This is a genomic window from Pseudomonas sp. GW460-12-10-14-TSB1 (assembly GCF_017349775.1).
Lineage (GTDB): Bacteria > Pseudomonadota > Gammaproteobacteria > Pseudomonadales > Pseudomonadaceae > Aquipseudomonas > Aquipseudomonas piscium.
This window is the reverse complement of the sequence record NZ_JACNAC010000011.1, coordinates 85,623-111,445: the sequence shown is the minus strand read 5'-3', so window position 1 is coordinate 111,445 and position 25,823 is coordinate 85,623. Positions and strand designations below refer to the sequence as shown.

Annotated in this window: 24 protein-coding genes; 13 read left to right on the top strand and 11 right to left on the bottom strand. The window is 61.1% G+C overall.

The features are described 5' to 3' along the window. Positions 1-394: 394 nt before the first annotated feature. Positions 395-1,414, bottom strand: coding sequence for a ParA family protein (locus J4D52_RS10045; RefSeq protein ID WP_063430057.1), 1,020 nt, complete (start codon positions 1,412-1,414; stop codon positions 395-397). Between the two features lie 590 nt (positions 1,415-2,004). Between J4D52_RS10045 and J4D52_RS10040 the strand changes: the two genes are divergently transcribed. The 4 genes from J4D52_RS10040 to J4D52_RS10025 are packed head-to-tail and all read left to right on the top strand — an operon-like array spanning position 2,005 to position 5,519. Then, positions 2,005-3,096, top strand: coding sequence for an alpha/beta fold hydrolase (locus J4D52_RS10040; protein ID WP_025809364.1), 1,092 nt, complete (start codon positions 2,005-2,007; stop codon positions 3,094-3,096). 55 nt (positions 3,097-3,151) lie between these two features. Continuing rightward, the gene (locus J4D52_RS10035; RefSeq protein WP_063430059.1) at positions 3,152-4,198 is read left to right on the top strand and encodes an alpha/beta hydrolase; all 1,047 of its coding nucleotides are present in this window, start codon (positions 3,152-3,154) and stop codon (positions 4,196-4,198) included. A gap of 57 nt (positions 4,199-4,255) precedes the next feature. Then, positions 4,256-4,750, top strand: coding sequence for a cupin domain-containing protein (locus J4D52_RS10030; RefSeq protein WP_080693535.1), 495 nt, complete (start codon positions 4,256-4,258; stop codon positions 4,748-4,750). Further along, positions 4,728-5,519 (top strand): carboxymuconolactone decarboxylase family protein, encoded by a 792-nt coding sequence (locus J4D52_RS10025; RefSeq protein WP_102676539.1) that lies wholly within the window; start codon positions 4,728-4,730, stop codon positions 5,517-5,519. Before J4D52_RS10030 ends, J4D52_RS10025 begins: the two co-directional genes overlap by 23 nt. Before the next feature lie 18 nt (positions 5,520-5,537). Here J4D52_RS10025 and J4D52_RS10020 read toward each other — a convergent pair whose 3' ends face one another. After that, complete coding sequence (locus tag J4D52_RS10020) at positions 5,538-6,431, bottom strand: LysR family transcriptional regulator (RefSeq protein ID WP_102676538.1); 894 nt, start codon at positions 6,429-6,431, stop codon at positions 5,538-5,540. Between the two features lie 540 nt (positions 6,432-6,971). Between J4D52_RS10020 and J4D52_RS10015 the strand changes: the two genes are divergently transcribed. Next, positions 6,972-9,824 (top strand): AAA family ATPase, encoded by a 2,853-nt coding sequence (locus J4D52_RS10015; RefSeq protein WP_102676537.1) that lies wholly within the window; start codon positions 6,972-6,974, stop codon positions 9,822-9,824. Positions 9,825-10,060: 236 nt separating this feature from the next. Here the strand turns inward: J4D52_RS10015 and J4D52_RS10010 are convergent, their stop codons facing one another. The 7 genes from J4D52_RS10010 to J4D52_RS09980 all read right to left on the bottom strand — a co-directional run bounded on the left by J4D52_RS10010 (position 10,061) and on the right by J4D52_RS09980 (position 16,024). Then, positions 10,061-11,116 carry an alpha/beta fold hydrolase gene (locus J4D52_RS10010; protein WP_102676536.1) on the bottom strand — a complete coding sequence of 352 codons (1,056 nt, stop codon included), beginning with the start codon at positions 11,114-11,116 and terminating at the stop codon, positions 10,061-10,063. A gap of 369 nt (positions 11,117-11,485) precedes the next feature. Beyond that, entirely contained in the window at positions 11,486-12,166 is a 681-nt protein-coding gene (locus J4D52_RS10005) for a phytanoyl-CoA dioxygenase family protein (protein ID WP_102676535.1), read from the bottom strand. A 171-nt stretch (positions 12,167-12,337) separates the two neighbouring features. Then, on the bottom strand, positions 12,338-13,411 hold the full coding sequence (locus J4D52_RS10000) for an FAD-binding oxidoreductase (protein WP_102676534.1): 1,074 nt from the start codon (positions 13,409-13,411) through the stop codon (positions 12,338-12,340). Positions 13,412-13,519: 108 nt separating this feature from the next. Further along, positions 13,520-13,819, bottom strand: a complete 300-nt coding sequence (locus J4D52_RS09995; RefSeq protein ID WP_102676533.1) for a DUF4189 domain-containing protein — start codon at positions 13,817-13,819, stop codon at positions 13,520-13,522. A gap of 154 nt (positions 13,820-13,973) precedes the next feature. Next, on the bottom strand, positions 13,974-14,375 hold the full coding sequence (locus tag J4D52_RS09990) for a GFA family protein (protein ID WP_102676532.1): 402 nt from the start codon (positions 14,373-14,375) through the stop codon (positions 13,974-13,976). 75 nt (positions 14,376-14,450) lie between these two features. Then, entirely contained in the window at positions 14,451-15,059 is a 609-nt protein-coding gene (locus J4D52_RS09985) for a hypothetical protein (RefSeq protein ID WP_063430075.1), read from the bottom strand. Positions 15,060-15,487: 428 nt separating this feature from the next. Then, positions 15,488-16,024 (bottom strand): AAA family ATPase, encoded by a 537-nt coding sequence (locus J4D52_RS09980; protein ID WP_102676531.1) that lies wholly within the window; start codon positions 16,022-16,024, stop codon positions 15,488-15,490. Between the two features lie 289 nt (positions 16,025-16,313). Between J4D52_RS09980 and J4D52_RS09975 the strand changes: the two genes are divergently transcribed. Further along, positions 16,314-16,658 carry a cupin domain-containing protein gene (locus J4D52_RS09975; protein WP_025809352.1) on the top strand — a complete coding sequence of 115 codons (345 nt, stop codon included), beginning with the start codon at positions 16,314-16,316 and terminating at the stop codon, positions 16,656-16,658. Positions 16,659-16,713: 55 nt separating this feature from the next. Here the strand turns inward: J4D52_RS09975 and J4D52_RS09970 are convergent, their stop codons facing one another. Together J4D52_RS09970 and J4D52_RS09965 are read right to left on the bottom strand one after the other, a co-directional pair. Continuing rightward, entirely contained in the window at positions 16,714-17,190 is a 477-nt protein-coding gene (locus tag J4D52_RS09970; RefSeq protein WP_102676530.1) for a MaoC family dehydratase, read from the bottom strand. A 74-nt stretch (positions 17,191-17,264) separates the two neighbouring features. Continuing rightward, entirely contained in the window at positions 17,265-17,882 is a 618-nt protein-coding gene (locus J4D52_RS09965; RefSeq protein ID WP_102676529.1) for a LysE family translocator, read from the bottom strand. 181 nt (positions 17,883-18,063) lie between these two features. Between J4D52_RS09965 and J4D52_RS09960 the strand changes: the two genes are divergently transcribed. From J4D52_RS09960 to J4D52_RS09930, 7 genes are all read left to right on the top strand, one after another. Continuing rightward, positions 18,064-18,516: an Lrp/AsnC family transcriptional regulator gene (locus tag J4D52_RS09960; protein WP_102676528.1), complete on the top strand. Its 453-nt coding sequence runs from the start codon at positions 18,064-18,066 to the stop codon at positions 18,514-18,516. Between the two features lie 41 nt (positions 18,517-18,557). Continuing rightward, positions 18,558-19,019, top strand: coding sequence for an NUDIX hydrolase (locus tag J4D52_RS09955; protein ID WP_102676560.1), 462 nt, complete (start codon positions 18,558-18,560; stop codon positions 19,017-19,019). A gap of 132 nt (positions 19,020-19,151) precedes the next feature. After that, the gene (locus tag J4D52_RS09950) at positions 19,152-19,493 is read left to right on the top strand and encodes a hypothetical protein (protein ID WP_102676527.1); all 342 of its coding nucleotides are present in this window, start codon (positions 19,152-19,154) and stop codon (positions 19,491-19,493) included. A gap of 97 nt (positions 19,494-19,590) precedes the next feature. Beyond that, positions 19,591-20,847, top strand: coding sequence for a TolC family protein (locus J4D52_RS09945; RefSeq protein ID WP_102676526.1), 1,257 nt, complete (start codon positions 19,591-19,593; stop codon positions 20,845-20,847). Continuing rightward, the gene (locus J4D52_RS09940; RefSeq protein WP_102676525.1) at positions 20,844-22,316 is read left to right on the top strand and encodes an efflux RND transporter periplasmic adaptor subunit; all 1,473 of its coding nucleotides are present in this window, start codon (positions 20,844-20,846) and stop codon (positions 22,314-22,316) included. The genes J4D52_RS09945 and J4D52_RS09940 overlap by 4 nt, the downstream gene beginning before the upstream one ends. Continuing rightward, positions 22,313-25,468 carry an efflux RND transporter permease subunit gene (locus J4D52_RS09935; protein WP_102676524.1) on the top strand — a complete coding sequence of 1,052 codons (3,156 nt, stop codon included), beginning with the start codon at positions 22,313-22,315 and terminating at the stop codon, positions 25,466-25,468. Before J4D52_RS09940 ends, J4D52_RS09935 begins: the two co-directional genes overlap by 4 nt. Then, the gene (locus J4D52_RS09930; protein WP_102676523.1) at positions 25,465-25,821 is read left to right on the top strand and encodes a copper-binding protein; all 357 of its coding nucleotides are present in this window, start codon (positions 25,465-25,467) and stop codon (positions 25,819-25,821) included. Before J4D52_RS09935 ends, J4D52_RS09930 begins: the two co-directional genes overlap by 4 nt. Positions 25,822-25,823 lie beyond the last annotated feature (2 nt).

Genomic DNA, 25,823 nt, shown 5'->3' with positions numbered 1-25,823 from the left:
TCATGGGGCCTTACGTCGATCAGTCGCAGCAGGTACTGGAGATCGCGCCACGGCTTGCATCAAATCTGCCTGGCTATGGAGATATTTCGTTTGATGGGGAGGCAGTTGTCAGGTATTGGGCTGTCGGTGGTGGGGGAGGATCGAAAAGGTTGGCATGGCCCTTTGTCATGCAGCTGAAAAGATACATGAGAAGCGAATATAGATTGCAAGGCGGTGAAGCGTCACTGGAGTGCGTGTTAGGTAAGATAGCCCAGTAATTAGGGGCTCAGTTTCGCTGTATACTTTTAACTACATAGTCTTGGGCTCTATATGATTTCCGTATGCCACACATTGGATTCGTGATAAGCCAATGTGTGGTCAAATGAGTTATGGAGTTAACCCGGAACTATTGTTGTCAGAGATTTTCAACGATTTCGTCAATCGCTGAAACAGCATGGTCCCTGTAATCAGTTTTAACTTGAACTCTGTGACCGCTTATTGTTAGTTTTCCCGTTTGCATGGTTGAGAAAGGACAGCCACGAGCAAATGCAACTACGCCTGTGGTGCCAAAGTCTCTGATGTCGATAACACCGTCCCTTACATTATTGAATGTGAAGAAGTGAGGGTGTGACTTGATTAAACCTTTCAAATCACTATCGATCCCTGACAAGACGGCAGCAAAGGCAGATGCTGATCCCATATACTGTGTGAGACGATTTTTCAGAATTAGATGAACCTTTGGAAGTTCTCTATTGGCACCTTGCATCTTTGTCGCAAATGTATATTTCGCATATACCTCAGACGGAAGCTTCACTCCGTAAATCAATGAGAACGCGTTCTGAATGGCTCTTCGAGAGGAGTCGTCGGCCATCACAGGTAGAATGACCCGATCTGCTGAAGCAAGGGCAATTTGGGTGTACATCGAAAAACTTGGGTTCGTATCGATGAATACATAATCAAATTCATCTCGGATCTGATCCAAGAAATCGCCCATCCAATTGATTACCCCAAACCAGGCGTTAACTCCAGGTAGGTCTGCGTTTGCAAGGGTATTCATCGCAATGGCCTGGAGTTCCAGAAGTGGATCACCGCAAAGTAGGTCAATATTCTCTGGGACCATCTCATTGTAGTCTTTTGGACTGGTGAGAAAGTCCCACGCATCAAACGGGGGCGGTGCGAAAGGAGCGGGTAGTCGGGCGTCGAAGTAGCCGCCAATACTGCATCGTGGAACCAACCCTTGGCGTTCGAGTAGTTTTACGCTACCGCCATTAGCCAATCCACCGAGTAGAAGCTCGGAAAGGTTGGCTTGTGGGCACATATCGACGACGAGAATACGCTTTTCTGGGTTCAGTTCGGCGAAGCGGCACACTGCCTGAAATGTCAAGCTGGTCTTGCCTGTACCGCCTTTGTTATTCCAAACCGCGTAGGTGAGCATGATGACGTCCTTTGGGGAATATGTTGTTTTTGGACATTACCATGTCCAATATGGACATTCAAAAGGTTTTTTTGGACGTTTTAGGGGCTTAAGCCCTAAGTTTTTGTCCCAAATGTAATCTGCCCTGTCTCATGACCTACCAGTTCAGCAATCAAAGTACCCAGCACGTTTGCGTGACAGGTTGGGTGATGACCATTTTTCTAATTGAGTGAGATTACGATCTGAATTGCCCGCTGGTTTGGTGGCGCTTCTGAGGGACTTCTTGTGACCGACTCGTAAATGGCGGCTTCGCCCCACGGCAGTCATTCACCAACGCCTGCTGAGCCATTTGTAGGATCACTTTCCGCAAGCATCTTTTGGGCAGGCTGACTGTCGGCAGGCCGTGGGAAACTGGTGTCTATGAAGTCGCGGGCTTCAGCGGAACCTGTATCGAATTAAGATCTGAAGTGCTCAGTGTCGCTTACAGCGGCTGTGTGAGTTGCAAGTCAAGTCTATGCATTTCTGGTATCAGTCCTATCCAATCCGTGCCATTTATCAATCAATAGCCGAAGGGTAAGTTGGGCTCTGCGATTCCCCATCGAGAGCCCTTCATGACCCCGCATCTGATCCGCAAGTGCATGCCCGCCGCCAGGGCGGGCACCCTTTGTTTTGCCCTGTGCAGCGCTGCGTTTGCCGAGGCGGGTGAGCGCAGTCCGCTGGTGATCGAGGATCAGGGCAGCCTGATCGCGGGCGGTGGGGTGCGCACTCAGCCGGGGACTTTCGATCCCTATAACCCGATGAATCCCAGTGGCCAGACCTACCACGGCGACCATGTGTATGCCTTCTACCAGAAGCCGGTCGATGCACGGCCGTTGCCGATTGTCATGTGGCATGGCGCGGGGCAGTCGGCGAAGTCCTGGGAGACCACGGCCGATGGGCGTGAAGGTTTCCAGAACATCTTCCTGCGTCGCGGTTTCTCCACCTACCTGATCGACCAGCCGCGCCGTGGCGATGCGGGGCGCAGCCTGGTCGAGACGACGATCAAGCCGGTGGCGGACGAGCAGCTGTGGTTCAACCAGTTCCGCATCGGCCTGTGGCCCGAGACCTTCGCGGGCAGCCAGTTTCCACCGGGGCGGGAGGCGCAGGAGCAGTTCTTCCGTTCGATGACGCCCAACACCGGGCCCTACGACATTGAGGTGGTGTCCGATGGCGTCGCCGCGCTGCTGGAAAAGACCGGACCGGCGATCCTGTTCACCCATTCCCAGGGTGGCGGACCCGGCTGGCTGACGGCGATCAAGAGCCGCAACGTGCGGGCCATCGTCGCGTTCGAACCGGGCAGCAGCTTCGTGTTTCCCGAGGGCGAGGCGCCGGCGCCGATTGCCAGCGCGTTCGACACCCTCTCTGCGCAGGTCGTGACCCAGGCGCAGTTCGAGGCGCTGACGCGCATCCCCATCCTGATCCTTTATGGCGACAACATCCCGGCCCAGCCGGTGCGTTTGCCGGCCCAGGACAGCTGGCGTGCCCGGCTCGAGATGGCGCGCTTGTGGCGCGACGCGGTGAACCGGCATGGCGGTGATGCCCGGCTGATCCACTTGCCGGAGATCGGGATCAAGGGCAACAGCCACTTCCCGTTCTCGGACCTCAACAACCTCGAGATCGCGGATCTGGTTGCGAAGTTTCTCGCAGAAAAAGCGCTGGATTGACCATGGGCACGGAGCTGGTTGCCGTGTCCTTCAGAAGCAGGGCAGGAGTATTCAAATGAAGCAAAGGTTAAAGGCCACTCTCGTGGCCGCGATGGTCGGGATGTCAGCCGCCGAGGCTGCGGACTACAGGCAGAATCCGTTCACCCTGGTCTACGAGGGGGCGATCAGCAAGAACGAGCCGGGCAGGGTCAACATCCATCCGGTCAGCTACAGGCTCAATGGCCTGGACATCTCCGCCAACGTCTACACCCCGGCGAACTACGACCCGGCCAAAAAATACCCGGTCGTGGTGGTGGCGCACCCCAATGGCGGGGTGAAGGAGCAGGTCGCCGGCCTGTATGCCCAGCGCCTGGCGGACCAGGGCTACATCACCATCGCTGCGGACGCGGCGTATCAGGGCGCCAGTGGCGGCCAGCCGCGCAGCGCGGACAAGCCTGCGTATCGCATCGAGGATATCCATGGCATGGCGGATTTCATCGCCCGCTATCCCGGCGTCGATAACACGCGCCTGGGCCTGCTCGGCATCTGCGGCGGCGGTGGTTATTCGTTGGCCGCGGCGCAAACCGACAAGCGCTTCAAGTCGATTGCGACGGTGAGCATGTTCAACTCCGGGCGGGTTCGCCGCAATGGCTACAACGACTCGCAACTGGACAGCATCCAGCAACGCCTGCAGCAGGCGTCGGCGGCCCGTGCCCAGGAAGCGGCCGGCGGCGAAGTGCTGTATTCGGGGGATGCCAACCTGACCGACGAGCAGATCGCCAAATTGCCGTTCGCGCTGTATCGGCAGGGCTACGAGTACTACTGGAAGACCCATGCGCACCCCAACTCGACCTTCAAATACACCACCAGCAGCCTGCTGGACCTGATGCGCTTCGACGCGACCAACCAGATCGAGCTGATCCGGCAGCCATTGCTGATGATCGCCGGCAGCAAGGCCGACAGCCTCTACATGACCGAGGATGCGTTCGCCAAGGCCACCGGCACCCAGGACAAGGAGCTGTTCAAGATCGACGGCGCCACCCATATCGAAACCTACTGGGTGCCCCAGTATGTGGACCTGGCGATAGGCAAGCTGACGGCGTTCTACGCCAGGACGCTGTGATTCGGGCGCCGCAACGGCCCGCCACTTTAAATAGGCTCGACCCGCAAGGAACCCATCATGAACAAGACCCTGTTAGGGCTCGCGGTATGCGCCGCGGCGCCCTTGGTTGACGCGGCCGGCCAGGCTGCAAACCCCGGCGAGCCTTTCGCTGCCCAGCAGATCAGTCGTGCAGGCACCCAGGCTTCGGCCGTGGGCCCGGCGGATTACTTTTCCGGGCGGGTGCGCGTCGATCCGCTGTTTCCCGCCAGCAGCCCGATCAACGCCTCCGGCGCCTACGTGACCTTCGAGCCGGGCGCGCGCTCGGCCTGGCACACCCATCCCGCGGGGCAGCGCCTGGTGGTGGTTTCCGGCGTGGGCCTGACGCAGGAGTGGGGCAAGCCGGTGCAGGAAATCCGCCCGGGAGACGTGATCCTCTGCCCGCCGGGCGTCAAGCATTGGCACGGCGCTGCGTCGACGAGCGCCATGACCCACCTGGCGGTGACCGGCGCGGTGGATGGCAAGAGTGTGGAATGGCTGGAGAAAGTCACCGATGACCAATACAACGCCCGCTAGACGTGACAAGCGCGCCAGGCTGGCAGCGGTATTTGTGCTGAGCCTGGGGCAGGGAATTACGCCGAGCCATGCCGCCCAGAATCCTGTGGAGCCACACACCATGTCTTCAGTACCAGCCGTTTCCGAGACGCTGTCGCGCAAGCAGCAGGCCATTCCGCTGATCGCGGCGGCCATGGCCACCAGCAATATGCCCCGGCTCGATGCCGCCTTGAACCAGGGGCTGGATGCCGGGCTGAGCGTCAGCGAGGCCAAGGAAATCCTGGTGCAGCTCTACGCCTATACCGGCTTTCCGCGCAGCCTCAATGCCCTCGGCGAGCTGATGAAAGTGCTTGAGGCACGCAAGCAACGGGGCATCGAGGACATTCCGGGGCGCGAGCCCAGCGCCGGCATTCCCAGCGGCGACGCCCTGCTGGCGGCAGGCAAGGCCAACCAGACGCGGATTTCCGGCGCACCGGTGCAGGGCCCGCTGTTCGACTTCGCCCCGGTCATCAACCAGTACCTGCAGGCCCATCTGTTCGGTGACATCTTCGAGCGCGACAACCTGGACTGGCAGAGTCGTGAGCTGGCCACGCTCGGCGCGCTGGCCGCCACCCCCGGCGTGGAGCCGCAACTGCGCTCGCACATGGCCGCCAGCATGAGGGTAGGGCTGAGCGCCGGGCAATTGCGGCAACTGGTCCAGGTACTGGCCGAGCAGGGTGACGCCGAAGCGGCCAAGCGGGCCGGCGAGGCGTTGGAGAAACATCTGGCTGGAACCGCCGGACGGCCATGAGCCGGCCCCGTCGGCCGATCAGTCGGAGTAGCGCAGGGCGTCGCGGAACAAGGTGAAAGCCGGTGAACTCTGGCGCCGGCTCGGGTAGTAGAGGTGGTAGCCGGAGAAGGGTTCGCACCAGTCCGCCAGCACGCGGATCAACCGACCCTGCTCGACATGGGCCTGCACCAGGTCTTCCGGCATATAGGCCAGCCCCAGCCCCTTGAGGGCGGCGTCCAGGCGCATGGCGATGTTGTTGAACACCAGCTGGCCCTCGACCCGCACTTTCAGCTCCTGGCCCTTTTTCTCGAACTCCCAGGAGAAGATGCCACCGTAGGTCGGCATGCGCAGGTTGATGCAGTTGTGCTGCATCAGGTCGCTCGGCACTTTTGGCTTGGGGTAGCGGGTGAAATACGCCGGGGAGCCAACGACGGCCATGCGCATGTCGGGGCCGATGCGCACCGCGATCATGTCCTTGGCCACCTGTTCACCCAGGCGCACGCCGGCGTCGAAGCCTTCCGCAACTATGTCGGTCAGGCCGTAGTCGACGATGATCTCGATATTCAGGTCGGGATGCTCGGGCAGCAGTTTCTCCAGCGCCGGTTGCAGGACGGTGATCGCCGAATGCTCGCCAGCGGTGATGCGCAGTTTGCCCGCCGGCTTGTCGCGGAACTTGCTGAGCAAGGCCAGCTCGTCGTTGATTTCCTCGAACCTGGGGGAGACCACTTGCAGCAGATGTTCGCCGGCTTCCGTGGGGGAGACGCTGCGGGTGGTGCGCGCCAGCAACCTGACGCCCAGGCGTTCCTCCAGCTGCCGCATGGCCCGGCTCAAGGCGGGCTGCGACATGCCGAGCTTGGCGGCGGCGCGGGTAAAGCTGCGCTCCTGGGCCACGGCGGCGAAGATCGCGAGCAGGTCGTAGCTTTCAGTGGTCATTGATACGCCCCCGTTATGAACGATTTGGGATTATGCCATCTGGTGCTGGCAATCGTTCAGCGGTTCATGGTCTTTGAGGGGGAGGCGTGATGTCGAAAGTAGCGGACCAGGTGCGTTTCTTTAGTCGGCTGAGCGTACAGAATGGCCAGGATAGGGATGCTCAGTACAAATCGGATATACGGATGCAACTGCGCGGACGACAGGACTGGAAAACTATGGTCATGACCGGCTGAGAACGACCCATAGCGGACAATCGCCTGTGTAAGCTCAGACGCCAAGTCTTTATGGCTCCCCGGCATAGTTCATCACAGATTCCGTCCCGTTCCCCCTAGCAGGTCGCGTCTATTAGTCGTCCCCTTGGTTTTGATGGGACGTGGCCGGAACGAGCAACATCATGAAGAAGCAGAGCTGAATCCTATGAGGTATCAGGCCCAGATCGGCAGAGCTCAACAATAGCAAAGGGCCTCGACACTTGGCTTGGCGATAATGGCTTTCTGATTTCAGTCCGGCTACGCTCATGCGTATCAGGGAGGTGGCACGATGAGCCAGTACCTTTTGAGTTTTGCCAGGCAGAATCTTGAAGGACGCAGTGACGCTTACCTCGTGCTGCTCTGGTGCATGTACCAGGCGAACCAAGGCAAGGGTCGCTATTCCGACCACATCAAAACGCACATCACAGTGGCAGCTGACCAGTTGCTGGGGCGCAACTATCAGCGCATCGCCGCACGCTTCAAAAAGGTGCTCGACAGCAAGCCGGAACTGGATCGAATACCGCCTTCCGGACTCGGCACGTTGGACTACCTTCGCGTAAAAAACTTCCGGGGCTTCGGAGAATTTGGCCCTGATGACACAGGCACCTTCATTCGCTTCAGCAAGCTGAAGAGCATCTTCTACGCACCCAATGGCGGCGGCAAATCATCGTTGTGCGAGGCGTTGGAAATCGGCACCACTGGCGATATCAAAGAAGCGGCCAGGCGCAAGACTAAGGTCAATCAGTACATCGCCCGGGGAGAGGTGAAGCCCAAGCTCATGCTGATGGGAACAGACAAGCTACCAGTCAAGCGAAGCATCAGTTGGTCGGGCTGTTTCATTGATCGGAACCGTCTTCAAGAATTTTCGTTGCTGGGCTCCAAAGATACTGGCAGTGCCGAGAGTGATGTCCTGGCCACCTTGTTTGGTTTGGAAGAACTCCAGGAGGTCATTTCTCGGTTCGTCCGGCCTGAAAGCTTCTCGCTCAAAGCCTTCATGCGAGCTGATCAAGCCGAGGTGCTGGACACCCTGGAACGTGCCCGGGTAGGCCTGGGCCAGCTGCGGCGTAATCACAGGGCAGACCTTCATGCATCGATTTCCGAGAGTTGTAGGCTGCTGGGGCTGAGGGCCAACCAAGACTTCGATGTGCGCCGAAAGGTCTTGCGGCTGCGCGACACGGTTGAAATGCATATTCGTGGCGCTGAGCGCCTGCGAGCCGCCAAGGCCCCGTTCGCTATACCGCTAAAGCAGGTCAGACGTATCTGTGCCATCGCTCAGCGCTTGCTCCACCGCAGAGCCGATATCGAGAAGGTGTTTCTGCAGAGGGCCAGCGAGGTCAATTATCGCGCTGTATATGAGGCATTGGTGGCCATCGAACAGTTGCAGGTCGGGGAAACTTGTCCCGCATGCCTGACGCCCCTCGACCAGGTGGTGATGAACCCGTTCGAGAGGGCGCGAGAACAGATCAAGGCGTTGGGTGCACTGGAGTCCCTCAAGCAATCCAGGCAGAGAAATGACGCCCGGATTGCGCTCTGGGCTTCACGAGTCGCGACCGGAATCGGCGCGGTGAAAGGCAATAAGCAAGCCGATGTTCCTTGCCCACTGAACATGGACGAATTGGAGGTGGAGCTTGCAAAGTTCCATGCCGCTACGGATCGCTCGGAAGTGGCGCCGTCCGTTCTCGACTCGTTTCTGAAGCTCTGCGCGCAGAGTGCAGATCAGATCGAGGACTACTTGCGCGCCTGTGAGCGCAAACTTCGGGAGATTGGCCAGGCAGACGCCCAAGCAGTCCGCCTCGAAGAACGGGTGACGCAGCTGAAAGAAATTGACGAATTGCTGAAGCTGCAGTTCGACAGAAAAAAACTGGCGATAAGAGAGTTCAAGGTCGCCAACGATCAGATGGCAGACCTGATAAAGCAAAAAGCGGCATTGCTCAACGATGCAATCGACAATAGTCACTTCAACCAGTTGCTCAAGGATCTGGAAGCTGAATACCGAACGCTGTACCGCGACCTGCTGGATTACAAGCTTGAGCTGGAGAAAGCGCGAATCACCGGGATAGAAGCCAAGGCTGCCGAGTACTACCGCGCGATCAACAACCACGACGATGACCATGAGCAGATCGCGTCGTTGACCTTCGACCGCCAGGCGGATAGCTATCGGATCAAGATCACCAGCGTGGACGGATCATTCCTTGATGCGTTTGCGGTGCTCAGCGAAGGGCATCTGCGAGCGCTGGGTTTGTCCATCCTCTTGGCGATGGCTGAGAAGAACAACCTCCCGCTCATCGTCTTCGATGACGTCGTCAATGCGATCGACACCGATCACCGATCGAACATCATCGACCTGTTCTTCACCGATGTTTACCTGCGCCGGATCCAAATGGTCGTCACCACCCATGACCGTCTTTTCTGGGAGCGTTTCTGTATTATTGCCCAGCGTCATGCTCAGCAGGTTCAGTACATCAGTAATGTTCTTAGTTATACGAACAAAGGAATTCTAGTCATTGATCACGTGGGCAGCTTCCAGGAGAAAATTCTTGCCGCGCTTTCGGTATTCGATGTGCGTCAAGCGCTGCTCTATTGTCGTATCTGGTTCGAATCCATGGTGCTTGAGTTCTGCATAGAAAATGAAGTCAAAGTAACCGCACACTTTAATAAATCACAGCTCAAGAAGAGCATGTACCTGCAGGTCAGCCTGGAGCACACATTTTCACTGGTGGAACCGTTCATTGACTATGACCTGTCATACTTCAATTTCATCAAGAATGACCTGGTCAACTGGGGTGGGCAGAACCAGGAGCACCACGCCTTCGACGAGGGTAGCCTGAACTTCGTGCACTCCAAGACTAGCAGTGAGGTCGTTAAAATCTACGATGCCATCCGCTATTTGGAGTGCCAGCTATTTACAGCTAAGAAGAGAGAATCAGGCGTCAAATGTCTTGCCGACCTGAACAGTGATATCGCGTGGAGGCAGCGCAAGCTTGCCAGACTCGCCAAGGCGCCAGAAGAGGTGCAGAAGGAGCACCGAGCGGCGTTGAAAGCTCTGGAAAAGCGCGCGGTCGAGCTCGACCAAGAGCTTCAGTTCATCGAACAGTGTCTCGCCAGCATCGCTCAGCGCGAACAAGCTAAAGAACTGCCATGATCTCTGTTCCGCTTGGAGCAGATCTGGCTGCTTTGGGCTCATATTCTGCGAAGACTCAACGGCCGCTTTGAGTCGATTTCAGTCGATTACGACAGGCAGCTATTGGCCGCTAGCTACCCTTCACGACAGGCAGCAATCTACTGTGGATTCAACCGGTCGATACGACAGATTACGCGGATGCAGAAACGGCTCCGGCGCTGTTCTTACCGAGCACCGGCAACCCTAATACTGATGGTCTACAGAATGTCCTCTCTGTCGCCAGATGACTGCGCCAGAAACTCGGTGATCAGCGATGCAATCTGCTGTTGGATCAACTCACGTGAGCGGCCGTTGTCGCCATCTCGGCAGATGATGCCATCGCCTGGTACTGCTTCTTCGAGCAATGCCACCGCGCCAGGTTTGCACACTGACATGAAGCTGAAGTGGCTTGCGTCGCTGATTTCGACGTAGCGGCTTGATGCTTGGGGCAGGCGTTTGGCCAAGTTGGCGGACTCCAACTGGGCGGGAAGCTCTTGCGAGGGTGCGCCGGCAGCGATCACTAGCGCTGGTACCGGCAGCGCCGCAAGGCTTTCATCGGTCAGCCCGCGTGAAAGGCCCAGGTCCAGTGTCACCACAGCGGTGACGCGTTTATCGCGCAAGTCGGCGGCCAACCCGGCCTTCAATGCCGAGGTGCTTGCGGGGTTCATCTGTTGATAAGCGGTGCAACTGGACAACTGCGGGTGGGCTTTGCAGTCACGGGCGAATCGGTCTGGATCGAAACGAGCACCGGCGATCTCCATGACGGTCCAGCCGCCCAGTGAATGGCCCACTACAGCAATTCGGCGCTTCGCGACCAGGCCAAACTTTTCAGGTTGAGTCGTGACCGCTTCAATGGCTCGGCTCAGATCGACGGGCCGTTGCCACAACTGCGCCGCTGCTTGAGGGCTACGGTCACGGCTCGTGGTGCCGGGGTGGTTGACCGCGGCGACGATGTAACCCTTATGAGCCAGAGCACTGGCAAGCCAAGTCTGGTTGCTCCAGTTGCCCCCGAAACCGTGGGAGAGCACCACCAATGGGTGTTCGCCGGCCGCCGGTGGCGTGTTACGAACGGCAGAAGCACCGACAAATGCCACATTATCGGCGATCAATTGTGTGGTGGCGGTAGTTGCACTGGGGTACCAGACGACCATCTCCAGCGAGCGGTCATTGTGCGTGTCCTGCAGCGTGGAGGACTGGAAGCCGACAGGGTTATTGTCAGCGAGTGCGCTGGCAGTCAGGCAGATCAGAAACAGGGCGCCGAAAGCTGTTTTCATTGTTGTTATCTTCCTTGATCAGACAAGCGCATAGCGATCTGCAGCAGGCTGTTGGGCCCATCTCGTATGCGGTCGAAACCCAATGTTGGGTACAGGTGAGTTGCCCGGACATTAAAGCCCATATTCGCGCCGACGCGCATGACTTTCATCGTGGGCTCAACCGTTCGCTGAACGGCACTCTGGCGCCAGGGCGAAACACCCGTTTCTGGCCATTCTCTGCCGGTCATGGCGACGAAGCATGAGGATCAGATTCGATGCAAACAGTAGTCAGAACGAATGCAAATGACTGGTCAGGTCGCACGCAAACGGAGGGGCAAGTGGCGTGCAATTGCGCAGCTTGTGGCGAGAGTCCCTATCAGCCTGGTCAGGCTATATGGCCCCGAGGGCAAAGTCCGAGGGATCGAAGCGTTCGCTCGTGTCCATCCGGATATTTCGCAGGCCCAGGGTTTCCAGGTGCGACGCGTAGAGAGGCTCGGAAAAAAAGCTGATCAGCAGCGAGCGACGGCGTGCGCCGATCGAGTTCAGGCTGCCGGCATGCACCAGATCGACATCGAACACCAGGATGTCCCCGGCGGCGCCTGAAAGTTGCACGGACCGAGACTCGTCCGTGAAGTCGAATGGCGCCTCTCCCGGCCCGGGGCGATGGCTGCCGGGGACGATGCGGGTGGCGCCGTTCTCGGGGCCATAGTCGTCGAAAAAAGCCAGGGCGTTGGCGATGTCGCCTGGCCGCTGGGCCGACAGGTCGCGGTGCAGTTGCTGATGACCACCACCGGCCAGGGGCTCGCGACCCTCCACCTGGGAGAGGAAAAAGCGTTCCCCAATCAACTCGCCCACCACCGCCAGCACCTGCGGCAGACGACACACCGCCTGAACCTTCGAATCGGAGTCCAGCAGCGAATGGCGCCAGTCCATGCCGCGGGGCACGGGCCATTGGCTCGACGGCATCACGCCCGCATCGAACGCGGCACGCAGGTCATCCAGCCACTCGGCCGGGATCGCTTGGCGCAGCAGCACATAACCCTCTCGATGGAGTTGCTCGCGGTCAATCATGGTTTCCTCAGTTTCCTTACCAGCAACGCGTCCTGTAGAGCGGCCGGGGGCAATAGTCGGCCAATGATCAAGCGTAGCTTTTGGAGAGCAGAGCGAAGGGGGTCGAGCGGCGTGGCTCAACCAGGTTTTGTTGGAGAGCTTGTCGCCTTGCTCGACCCAGGCACCTGTTCCCTACGCCTGGAAGAAGCGCCCGGGACGACAGGGGGCAAGGTCAGGGGATGCCGTGTCGTCGATGATCTCCTCGCTGGCCAGGCGGCCGACTATCGCCGCCAGCGTGACGCCAGGGTGCATCGCACACACGTATACGCCGCCGATATCGGGCAGATAGCCGATGATGGGAGTGCCATCGACCGGCATGGGCCTGAGCCCGACACAGGCCCATTCCGGCTCTATGGAAGCAACCCCGTGGAGTTCGTGCTGGATGGCCTGGGCGGTTCGTAGCGCTATCGCGGCTGGCTGGTTTTCCAGCGCGTCGTCCAGGTAATCTTCCGCCGCCAGTAGCCTGCCATCCGTGCCTTGCCGCACTTCCATTTCCGGGTTGGAAATTATGGTGTGCACGAGATCGGGTTGTGAGGCGTAGCGGATGAATATGGCCGGGGAGGCCGCTATTGGAAGGGGCAGGTTCAGCAGCTCGGTAAGCTGATTGATGCCCGTCCCGGCGGCCAGCACCACAATGTCGGCCTCGAGGCTGCCCCCTGTGGTTTCGACGCCCGTCACCTGTGCACCCTGGGTGGTAAAGCCGAGCACCCGAGTCTGGGTGAGCACCTGCGCGCCATGAGCCTGGGCACCGGCGAGCAACGCATGGGTGGCTTGCACGGCGTCCAGCGCGCCTTCTTCGGCCGCATACCAGGCCTGCAGTGGGGGATGCTTGAGGTTGGGCTCGAGGTCGAGGATCTGCGAGCGCGACACCAGGTTTGGCGAAGGCGGGTTGCCCGAGGCCTGCTGCGCTTCCCCCGGGCTTGCGCCGTAAGAAAGTGCGCCAGTCCAGCGCACCTTCAGGCCAGGCAGCTCGGTTTCGAGCCGGCGGTACTCCTGGATCGCCGCACCGCGCAATGACGCGATGGGATCGGGCCCGCTGTGGGAGGTGTTGATCCAGGCGAATGAGCGTCCCGTCACCCCGGACGCTATGTCTTCAGCCTCCACCAGAATGACCTTGGCGCCTTTGCCGGCCAGGTGATACGCCAGGGACGCGCCCACTATGCCCGCGCCAATGACCACGACTCGCTTGTTTACCGCGTTGCCCATATCAACCTCCATGTTGTCGACCTGATGAGGGTAGGGCATCCGGATGAACGAATGGCCTGAGAAGCGAACGGCCCGCTTCGCTGCCTCTCTGCTATTTCTTTTGCACTGCTATTTCTTGCACTCCGCCAACACCACCTTGCAGGTGCTGGGCGTGCCGCCGGAGCGGCCGGCATAACGGATGCAGTTATTCAGGGATTTCTGGCGCGCCACGCCCAGGGTGGAGCCCCAGGCCAGGCCGCCCTCGCCGGAAGTGGGGAGCGCTTTGGCGTAACAGTTTGAGCCGAGGCTGGCGGTCGAATAACGATACTTGGAGGCTTTGCTTGAACATCCCGCTAGCAGCGCCAGGTTGATGGCGAGCAGGGAAAGCAGGATCCATGACGAGTAGTGGCGTGCTGCTGTTCTGGTCATCCCGGTTCACCTGTATCAAGAGGGTAGAAGCCTGTTTGCAGTGCTGCTCTATTCAGCTTAGAGGGGATCGCGCCCGGCCTTGGAGCCGTCTGGCGGAGTGGAGGCGCCTGGGTGTGCCTTGCGTCGGTTGCCATCGGTTTTTACCTGATTGCAGTCATGGTTCTTGCGGCCAATGATCCTGGATTTCGTACCAGATTGCCTTGAACGCCACCTGAATGTGTTTCTGTTTATCCGCAGTGAAGGGCGTATCCAGGGTGCCCAGGGCGATCGAGATCCAGTCGGCGTGTTCGCCCTGGTCTCTGGACCAGAACAGCGACGAGCCGCACTGCCCGCAAAACCGGCGCAGCACCGACTCGGAGGATCGATAGGACTGGAGGCTCTCGGCACCCTGGACGATGCGCAGATCACTGCGCAACACACTGGCATAACTGGCGAATGCCGCCCCATGGCTTTTACGGCACTGGCTGCAATGGCAGTGGGAAAGCGCTTTGGGGCGCGACGAGAGCTGGTATTTGACGGCGCCGCACAGGCAGCTGCCCTGGAAGGTGTCAGTCATTTAAGGGCGCCCCTTGAAACGAAAGGGCGCCCATTTAAGCAGTCGCTGTTGAGGATGTCGAACGGCTGATAACGCTCAAGGCGCTCGGGCAAGCAGGGTCAACCACAGCGCAATACCGAAGTCGCCCCTGATCGTATTGCGACTGCCCGCGGCACTGGCATAACCGTAATCCTTGGCCAGGGCATAAAGCGCTTCCGGACTTACGTTGCCGCCAAAAACAGAGATTGCATTTGAAAATGCTTGCGCAGGGAAGAAGATTCTTCCAAACCAGGATGCTCTCACTCCTGCAACTTCTAGAATTACATCCTCGTTTACTGCGACAAGTTCGTTGATGCTGCGATCAGAGACCGACTCCAGGCCTGTATCGAGGCTTTTTCCTCTCAGGGCGAGTACGGATGCGCCGTATATATGATTGGTGAGCTGGCCAAACTTTCTGCCAGGAACCTTGAAGGTAGAAAAGTCCTTGCTTTTCTTATGGATCAGCTGCGCAACTTTGTAATCCAGTTCGAATGCTTCTGAAACCGCTGAAAGATCGGAGCGATTTATCGGGAAGATGAATCCGAAATAAGCATCTCTGGTCGCATCAATTTTCTCATGAAGATGCCTCTCCTTTTCCTTGTATAGCAATTCAACGTCTTCGCACGTCACGCTACTCAAGTGAATAACATCCGATGATCTGTTCATGGCAATTCCCTTCGACTGTCCCGAGAGATGATAAGCGTTGAGTCGCGGGGGGGATCTCAACACCCTACCTGACGATTAAGCTCAGGGGCGGGCTTTAGCTCGTCCCTGCAAACGAAGCGAGCGATTCAAGTGCATTGTTATGTTTTTTATTAAAGATAAAGTTCCTCCGTGAGAGTGATCGCGAATGTATTACATATAGTTCGAAAATCGCGCTTCATAATATCAATGTGCGTTTGTTTATATAGCCAATCCCTCCAAGGGTTCAGCCAGGGATATTCCCTCCTTTGGCAAGTAAGGGAGGCTAAATCAAACTTTGAATCATCCCTGACTTCCTGGGCGCCCTCGAACGACCGCAAAGGGTCTAAGCAGTCAGGCGTGACGGGTCGCTATCGGCCCAAAGCGGTTGTGCCGGGATGGCGACCTTGTATTCAATCAAGGCAGGCTTCAGGCGTCGCCGGCAAGCTATCGAGGAACGCGGCAATCTGGCGGTGGCCGCGCAAGTGCAGGGTAGGAATCTGCGGGCCTATGGCCAGGCGCACCGCCTCGATACCCGGGCGGTAGCCACGGTCGAAATTCCACACGAAGTTCAGGAAGGTCAGGAATGCCCGGTCGAGCTTTTCCGTGCAGCCTGCGGCAAGGTCAGGCCGGGCTCGGTTCATCAGGCTGCGGATGATCACCCGGGTGAAACAGGTGAGCCGCGGCGTGTCGAGCCAGATGATCAGGTCGGCCCGGGGCAGGCGAAGGTCGAAGGTCCGTCGGGCATAGTTGCCTTCGCACACCCAGGCAGCCGGTGCGACCGCTGCGCGGACCCGTTCGCGGAACTGCTCGGCGTCGGGTTCGACCCAGCCGGGCTCCCAGAACAGCCTGTCCAGGTGGACCACGGGCAGGTTCCGGCGCTTGCCGAGGGCGCGGGCGAGGGTGGATTTGCCGCTCCCGGCATTACCCAGAATTACAATCCGTTGCATGGGAACTTCCTGTCGCGAAAAAAGCCGGCGATTGTGCAGGTTTTGCAGCGCCAGTCAAAGGTTGATAGCGGGGGCCACCGCACTGGCAATGAAACTTGAGTTGCCAGTGTGGTGCCAGAAGCCGAGAGCAGGATGTCGATCCATCCTTGCCCGCATCGAGCACCCGCTTCCGACCGATTTTTCCCGGCCATGAAAACCGACTCCGACCCTTTGTCGCTTATCGGCAGCTCTCACCTTTCAGGGGTGTCTACTGCTAGTGAGGCTCTGTAGGTACAGAGAGGAGAGCACCATGAGCAATGAACAGGTGGCACCTGAAACCAAAGGCGTTGCCGTGCAGGTACTGGCAACCATTGACCTGGGTCCCGAGATCGAAGGTATGACCGGGCGCCAACTCAGAATGCGTCTGGTGACCATCGAGCCTGGAGGGGTATTCGGGCCGATTCATAACCATAAAGACCGGCCAGGCGTCGTCTACATACTGGAAGGCACCATCACTGACCATCGCAATGGCGGTGACACGGACTATGGTCCCGGAGTGGGGTGGCCTGAGGACAGGGACACTACGCACTGGCTTGAGAACAAAGGAACGGTTCCGGCGCGGGAGATCTCGGTCGACATCGTCATGCAAGAGTAGGCCCAGGTCGAACATCGATAGGGGCGAATCCGAGGCGCGGTTCACTCAACGCCCGTTATTCCCTCGCGCCATTTGTAGGATCGCCCTCGGCCAGCATGCGGACCAGGATTTCCCGCTCCTTCGCCCCCGGCACCAGGCCGCTGGTCTGGCCTTCCAGCACGGTGAGGCCGTCTTCGTTGGTCATGCTGATCGCCGCCGTGGCCCGGCCTTGGTCATCCAGCTCCTGGATGACCCAGTGGCAGGTGATGGTGTCGCCGGCATACACGGGTTTCTTGAACTGGAAGGTCATGGCCGAGGCCAGCCAGCCGATCTGCCCGCCGATTTCGGTGAGCAGGCTGGCGGTCAGCAGGCCGTGGGAAACCGGAGCCCTGAAGCGCCGGGCGCTGGCGAACTCGGCATCGAAATGCACCGGGTTGTAGTCGCGGGAAAGCCTGGCGAAGCCCTGGATGTCCGCTTGCGAAAAGCAGCGGGAGAGGGTGAAGCGATCGCCTGCCTGAAGCCCTTCGGCGGCACGCTGTCTGAAGCTTTTCATTGGGGTTCCTCGTCCTTTGGATCATCCGGCTAAGATGCATTCGGGCCCTTGCAATACCCGTGAAACATACAGGCTCAGCGCAGGATCTGCTCGATCAACAGCAGCACGGCGATGACGATCATCAACGCCCCCGAGAGGCGGCTGACCGCTTGCGCAGCCACTGGGCGTGTGCGCAATACGGCGCGCGAACCAAAGCCCACCAGCAGGTAGATCACCGCGCAACTGAAGGCGTGCAGCAGCCCCAGCGTGACGATCTGCAGCGGTACCGGCCAGGCGGCCAGCGGGTCGGTGAATTGCGGCAGCAAGGCCAGGAACAGCAGGAACACCTTGGGGTTGAGGCCGCTGACGCAGGCGCCCTTGAGTGTCCAGCAGGCCCAGGACGCCGAGGCCTGGGCGTCCCCGGCGCGCGGCACGGACGGGTTCCGGAGCATATTGATACCCAACCAGAGCAGATAGCCGGCGCCACCCAGGGTCAGCAGCGAAAGGGCCAGGGGATTGCTGGCGATCAACCCGCCGACACCGGCGGCCACTATCACAGTGGCCAGCAGATGACCGATCAACAGGCCGGCCACCGCGGGTATCACCACCCGCCCGAACAAACCCGCCGATATCGCGTAGGCCCAATCCGCCCCGGGCGTAATCACGAACAGCAGCGACACTGCCCAGAACGCCGCGAAAATACTCAGGCTCATGGCCGTCCTGCCTTGTGCTGCTGGGCGAATGCTGTTTCTGGCCGGTCGAGGGTGGTGTTAATCGGGGAGGGCATGGTTCTTTCTCGCGAACATCGGGTTTGCAGAAAGATTAATGAAGTGCGGTTAGAATATTTTCTCTATTATTCCAGCTTGAATAAGGTTTTCGGGTAGATCCTTCCATATGGATAGAATTGATCAGAAGATTCTTGCCGAGCTGCAGGCGGACGGGCGTTTGTCGGTGACCGAGCTGGCGGAGCGGGTCGGCCTCAGCCTGTCGCCCTGCCATCGTCGCGTGCGAGCCCTGGAAGAGTCGGGGGTGATCCAGGGCTATCGCGCCCAGCTGTCGCCCAGCGCCCTGGGCCTGACGTTCTCGGCGATGGTCTTTGCCACGCTGCGCGAAGGCGACCACCAGGCGGTTGCCGCCTTCGAAGCGGCGCTGGCGCCGATCCCGCAGATCGTCGAGGCGCAACGGCTGTTTGGCGAGCCGGACTATCTGTTACACGTGATCACCCGCGACCTGCCGGCCTTCCAGCAGCTTTACGATGATCGCCTGTCCAAACTGCCCAACGTCCAGCGCCTGACCTCGACGCTGGTGATGAAACGGGTGATTCAGGATCGTTCGCTGCCGCTGTGAGGCGCGCCGGCGAACAGGTCAAACACTTCAGGGAGATAGCGATGCGTGAACGAAAGTCGGCAAGGTTGCTGGTCATCAGCCCTTCGCGAAAGGTCCTGCTGTTCCGGTTCCTGCACAAGGAAGGGGCGCTGGCGGGGGATGACTATTGGGCCACGCCCGGTGGCGGGCTTGAAGGGGCAGAAACCTTCCAGCTCGCCGCGATTCGTGAATTGCACGAGGAAACTGGCATCCGGGTCGGCACGGTCGGAGAACCGGTGGCCGGTCGCAGGTTCCCCATGCAGCTGCCCAGTGGCGAGTGGGTCACCTCCGTCGAGCAGTATTTTCTGGTGCACGCGCCAGACCAGCCGCTCTCCCGTGCGGGCTGGACCTCGTCCGAGGTCCAGGTGATGGCCGATCATCACTGGTGGTCGGCCGACGATCTGCGATCCACCGAGGCCATTGTCTGGCCGGAATCGCTGGTGCACATGCTGGAGGCGGCGGGGGTGTTCGAGCGGTCTTTGTAGCGGTTTTTTCCGTGGGCTAATCCTGGCTTAATCCAGCTCCGTTGATATCGCGCGCAGCCGGTTTTTTTCGGCGCCGGTTTATGCACTCGATCCAATTGTAAGAGCTGCTCTCCACCACTAGACTCCATTCCCATGAAACGCTACCTGCGGTTTTGTCTTGTCCTCCTGATCAGCCTGGCGCTTCCCCTCAGCGGGATGGCGGGCGTCCAGGCGCCGACCGAACCCTGCCCGATGAAGAGCATGGGCATGGCGATGATGGACGACATGGGCATGGACTGCTGTAACGACATGAAAAGCCCGGTCGAGCACGGCAAACCCTGCAAGCCGGGCCAGGAATGCAAGACCGGCGGCATGCTGCAAGTCTCGATCGTCAAGCCTGCCGTGACCCTGACCCACCCCGTTGTCCTGTCCTTCTCCAGCGATTTCCTGCCCGCGCAAAAACCTTCCGGGGTGTGGCGACCGCCCCGGGCCTGATTCCTGTATCCCCTGAACCTCATTCCGTATTAGCGGGATGACATGGCTGCGCGCCTGTCTTTCGGGCGCGCGGTGGATCATCACAGGAATCGTCAACATGAACCCCAAGTGCTATTGCACCGGCTGGTCCCTCGTGGCCGGCCTGGCGGCAGGCGTGCTGGTCTGGCCGAGCCTCGCTGGCGCCTTGACCCTCGATGAGGCGTTGCGGCTGGCCGAGAACAACGCACCGTCGCTGAGCGCCCAAGACGCGAAAATCCAGGCCGCCAGCAGCGCGGCCATCCCCGCCGGCGAATTGCCCGACCCCAAGTTGTTGCTGGGGGTGCAGAACTACCCCATTGGCGGCCCGGATCGCTGGCGCCTCGACCAGGACTTCATGACCATGCAGATGGTCGGGATCCGCCAGGAAATACCCAACAGCGACAAGCGCAAGGCCCGCGTCGAGGTTGCTGCCGGGGCGGTGGAGCGGGCCACCGCCGAGCGTCGGGTGGAGTTGCTGAACGTGCGCCAGGCCACGGCCCTGGCCTGGATCGGCAGCTATTCGGTGGAGCGCAAGACGGCGCTGCTCCAGGACTTCTACAAGGAAAACCGCCTGCTGGGCGACACCGTGCGCGCACAGATCGCCGGCGGCCGGGCGCTGCCGGCGGATGCGGTGACACCCCGCCAGGAAGCCGCGCAACTGGCCGAGCGCGAGGACGAACTGATCAGCCAGCGGGCCCAGGCCCGGGCTGCGCTCAAGCGCTGGATAGGCGCCGCCGCCAACGACCGGCCCGAGGGACGTTTGCCCGAGTGGCCAGTGGACAGCGCAGGCTACTCCCACAAGCTGCAACACCACCCCGAACTGGCGGCGTTTGCGCCCATGACCCGCGAGGCGCAAGCCAGGGTGCATGAAGCCGAGGCCGACAAGCAGTCGGACTGGAGCTGGGAGCTGGACTACCAGCGCCGTGGCCGTGAGTTCGGCGACATGGTCAGCGTGCAGTTTTCCTGGGATTTGCCGTTGTTTCCCGGCTCGCGCCAGAACCCCAGAATCGCCGCCCGGCAGGCCGAGCTGAGCCAGCTGGAGGCCGAGCGCGAAGCCCTGTCCCGCGAGCATGCCGAGCAACTGGAAGCGCAGTTGGCCGACTACCAGCGCCTGGATCGCGCGGTGCGCCGCAACCAGCAAAGCCTGGTGCCGCTGGCCCGGGAAAAGGTCGACCTGAGTCTGGCCAGCTACCGCGCCGGCAAGGGCGACCTGGCGGCGGTGGTCGCCGCCCGCCGCGAACTGATCGAAGCCCGCCTCAAGCAGATCGACGTCGAGGAGCAGCGCGCCCTGACCAACGCTCGGCTGTATTTCGCCTATGGGGAGACCGCGCAATGAAGGCATCGATATGGAAAGTGGCAGCGGTGGTCGGCGTCTCGATTGCCGTAGGTATCGCGGCCGGTTATTGGCTGGCCCGACCGCGCCTCAGTGAAGTACCCGCTGCCGCCGTCGGACAGGGAGCCGCGGGCGAACCCAAGGCGCTGTATTGGTACGACCCGATGTACCCGCAGCAGAAGTTCGACAAGCCGGGCAAGTCGCCCTTTATGGATATGCAGCTGGTTCCACGCTACGCCGAGGGCGAGGGAGCACAGGGGGAGAACGCGGCAGTGCGCATCGACCCGAGCCTGACCCAGAATCTTGGTCTGCGCCTGGCCACTGTCACGCGTGGGGTGTTGGCCAGCAGCGTCGATGCCGTCGGGGTGCTGGCGTTCAACGAGCGCGAGGTGGCGGTGGTTCAACCGCGTACCGCGGGTTTTGTCGAACGGGTGTATGCCCGCGCTCCCGGGGATCTGCTCAAGGCCAATGCGGCCCTGGCGGATATCCTGGTGCCGGAATGGGCAGCGGCCCAGGAAGAATTCCTCGCCCTCAAGGCCAGTGGCGATGCCGCTCTGCTGGCGGCCGCACGCCAGCGACTGCGCCTCAGCGGGATGCCGGCGACCTTGATCGCCCAGGTCGAGCGCAGTGGCAAGGTCCAGCCGAACCTGACCCTGACCAGCCCCATTGGCGGTGTGCTGCAAGAGCTGAATGTCCGCCAGGGCATGACTGTGGCCGCCGGCGAGACCCTGGCCCGGGTCAACGGCTTGAACAGCGTCTGGCTGGCGGTGGCGGTTGCGGAGTCGCAGGCGGGCTCGCTTGTCCCGGGGCAGCTGGCCGAGGCTCGTTTGCCGGCGTTTCCGGGAGAGGTCTTCGCGGGTAGGGTCGACGCGATCCTTCCAGAGGCCAATGCCGATAGCCGCACGCTGCGGGTGCGGGTCGAGCTGGCCAACCCGCAGGGGCGACTGCGGCCGGGCATGAGCGCCCAGGTCAGCCTCAAGCATTCGACCCAGCAATCTCTGTTGTGGGTGCCCAGCGAGGCGGTGATTCGCACCGGCCATCGGGCCCTGGTGATGCTTGCCGAAGACGGGGGGCGTTACCGCCCGGTGGAGGTGCAGCCAGGGCCGGACAACGCCGGCCAGACGGCGATTTTGCAAGGCCTGGAGGAGGGGCAGCAGGTGGTGGCTTCCGGGCAGTTTTTGCTGGACTCGGAAGCCAGCCTCAAGGGCATAGTCGCTGCTTCGTTGGCTGAGCCCGCAGCCGTCCTGCATGAAGCCGAAGGGCAGATCCTGGCCATCGACAGTCAGGAAGTCACGCTGGCCCATGGTCCCTTCAAGAGCCTGGGCATGCCGGCCATGACCATGACCTTTCCCCTCGCCAACCCCGGCTTGATGCAGGGCCTTAAGGTGGGCGACAAGGTGCGAGTGGCGCTGAGCCAGAGCGGTAATGATTTGCGTGTCGAGCGCCTGGAAAAAGCGGGGAGCCAGCCATGATCGCGGCCGTGATTCGTTGGTCGGTGGCCAACCGTTTTCTGGTGTTGCTGGCGACCCTGTTCGTCAGCGCCTGGGGTGTCTGGTCGGTGCAGAGCACGCCGGTCGACGCGCTGCCGGACCTGTCGGATGTGCAGGTGATCATCCGCACGCCCTATGCGGGGCAGGCGCCGCAGATTGTCGAGAACCAGGTGACCTATCCGCTGGCCACCACCATGCTCTCGGTGCCCGGGGCCAAGATCGTGCGCGGCTATTCGTTCTTCGGCGACAGCTTTGTCTACGTGCTGTTCGAAGACGGCACCGACCTGTACTGGGCCCGCTCGCGGGTGCTGGAGTACCTGAGCCAGGTCCAGAGCCGCTTGCCGGCCAGCGCCAAGCCGGCGTTGGGGCCGGATGCCACCGGGGTCGGCTGGATTTTCCAGTACGCCCTGGTGGACCGCAGCGGCGGGCATGACCTGGCGCAACTGCGGGCCCTGCAGGACTGGTTCCTCAAGTTCGAGCTCAAGACCCTGCCGAACGTCGCGGAAGTCGCCACGGTGGGCGGCATGGTCAAGCAGTACCAGGTGCTGCTCGATCCGCTGAAACTGGCCAGCCTCGGCATCACCCAGGCCGAGGTCGGCGCGGCGATCGGCAAGGCCAACCAGGAAACCGGTGGCGCGGTGCTGGAGATGGCGGAGACGGAGTTCATGGTGCGGGCTTCCGGCTACCTGAAGAGCCTCGATGACTTTCGCGCGATCCCGCTCAAGCTAGGGGCGGGCGGGGTGCCGGTGACCCTGGGCGAGGTCGCGACTGTCCAGCTCGGCCCGGAAATGCGCCGCGGCATCGGCGAGCTCGACGGCGAGGGCGAGGCGGTGGGCGGCGTGGTGATTCTGCGCAGCGGCAAGAACGCCCGGGAAACCATCGCGGCGGTGAAGACTCGGCTCGAAGAGCTGAAGCACAGCCTGCCGGCGGGGGTGGAAATCGTTACCACCTACGACCGCAGCCAGCTGATCGACCGCGCGGTGAACAACCTCGGCCACAAGCTGCTGGAGGAGTTCATAGTCGTCGCCCTGGTGTGCGGGATCTTCCTCTGGCACCTGCGTTCCTCCCTGGTGGCGATCATCTCCTTGCCGATCGGGGTATTGATCGCTTTTGTGGTGATGCGCCACCAGGGGCTCAACGCCAACATCATGTCCCTGGGCGGCATCGCCATCGCCATCGGGGCCATGGTCGACGCGGCGGTGGTGATGATCGAGAACGCCCACAAGAAACTCGAGGCCTGGCACCAGGCTCACCCCGGGCAAACCCTGCAGGGCGAACCGCGCTGGCAGGTGATCACCGAGGCGGCGACCGAGGTCGGGCCGGCGCTGTTCTTCTGCCTGTTGATCATCACCCTGTCGTTTATCCCGGTGTTCACCCTGCAGGCCCAGGAAGGGCGGCTGTTCGGTCCGCTGGCGTTCACCAAGACCTATGCCATGGCCGCGGCGGCGGGGTTGTCGGTGACCCTGGTGCCGGTGTTGATGGGCTACTGGATTCGCGGGCGGATACCCAGCGAGCAGCAGAACCCGTTGAATCGTTGGTTGATCCGCCTCTATCAACCGGCCCTGGACGCGGTATTGCGCAGGCCCAGGGCGACCTTGCTGGTGGCCTTGCTGGTGTTCCTCAGTGCGCTGTGGCCGATCTCACGCCTGGGCGGCGAGTTCCTGCCGCCGCTGGACGAAGGCGACCTGCTGTACATGCCTTCGGCGTTGCCGGGGCTGTCGGCGCAGAAGGCGGCGCAACTGCTGCAACAGACCGACCGACTGATCAAGAGCGTGCCTGAGGTCGAGCATGTGTTCGGCAAGGCCGGCCGCGCGGAAACCGCCACCGACCCGGCGCCCCTGGAGATGTTCGAAACCACCATCCGGTTCAAGCCCCGCGAACAATGGCGCCCCGGCATGACCGCGGAAAAGCTGGTGGCCGAGCTGGACCGGGTGGTGCGGGTCCCGGGGCTGACCAATATCTGGATTCCGCCGATCCGCAACCGCGTGGACATGCTCGCCACCGGCATCAAGAGCCCGATCGGGGTCAAGGTGGCCGGCAGCGATCTGCAGCAGATCGATGCGGTGACCCAGGCGGTCGAGCGGGTGGCCAGGGAGGTGCCCGGGGTCAGTTCGGCGCTGGCCGAACGCCTGACGGGGGGCCGCTACATCGACGTGGACATCGATCGCCAGGCGGCTGCGCGCTACGGCCTGAATATCGCCGACGTGCAGTCGATCGTCAGTGGCGCCATCGGCGGGGAAAACATCGGCGAGACCATCGAAGGCCTGGCCCGCTTCCCGATCAGCCTGCGTTACCCCCGGGATTGGCGGGACTCGCTGGGGGGCCTGGAGCAGCTGCCGATCTACACCCCGCTGGGCAGCCAGATCACCCTCGGCACGGTGGCCAGGGTCAAGGTCAGCGAGGGTCCTCCGATGCTCAAGAGCGAAAACGCCCGGCCTTCGGGCTGGGTGTATGTCGATGTGCGCGGGCGGGATATCGCCTCGGTGGTCGCCGACCTGCGCCGGGCGGTCAGCGAGCAGGTGCGCTTGCAGCCGGGCATGAGCCTGAGCTACTCCGGGCAGTTCGAGTTCCTCGAACGGGCCAACGCCCGGCTCACCTGGCTGGTGCCGGCCACCTTGCTGATCATCTTCGTGCTGCTGTACCTGACCTTCGCCCGCTTCGACGAGGCCTTGCTGATCATGGCCACGCTGCCGTTCGCCCTGACGGGCGGGGTGTGGTTCCTCTACTGGCTGGGGTTCAACCTGTCGGTGGCCACCGGCGTCGGTTTTATCGCCCTGGCCGGGGTGTCCGCCGAGTTCGGCGTGATCATGCTGCTGTACCTGAAGAACGCCTGGGCCGAACGCCAGGAGTCCGGCGAGGGCAGCGAGCGCGGGCTGCTCGCGGCGATTCGCGAAGGCGCGGTGCAGCGCGTGCGCCCCAAGGCCATGACCGTGGCGGTGATCATCGCCGGCCTGCTGCCGATCCTGCTGGACAGCGGCACCGGCAGCGAAGTGATGAGCCGCATCGCCGCGCCCATGGTCGGCGGCATGCTCACCGCGCCCCTGTTGTCCCTGTTTGTCATCCCGGCGGCCTATCGCCTGATGCGTCGTCGGCACCTTCCCGTTGTCTCCATCACTCAAGGAAAAAACCCATGAAACTGATCCAGATCGTAGTTGCTGGCACCCTGGCCGCGCTATCCCTTGCCGCCCACGCAGAGGACATGCCCGGCATGAAAATGGACGACATGAACATGAACGGCATGCCGATGAAGCAGGAAGCCCAGCAGGCTCAACAGGCCACCGCCGAGGGCAGGATCAAGGCCATCGATACCGCCAAGCAGCGGGTGACCATCGCCCACGGCGCCGTTCCCGCCGTGCAATGGCCGCCGATGACCATGGCCTTCGCCGCGACCGCGGAGCAGTTGGCGGGGCTGGCGGTTGGCGACCAGGTGACTTTCGCATTCCGCCTGGAGGGCGGTGCGGCCACTATCCTTTCCATCAAGAAATAAAA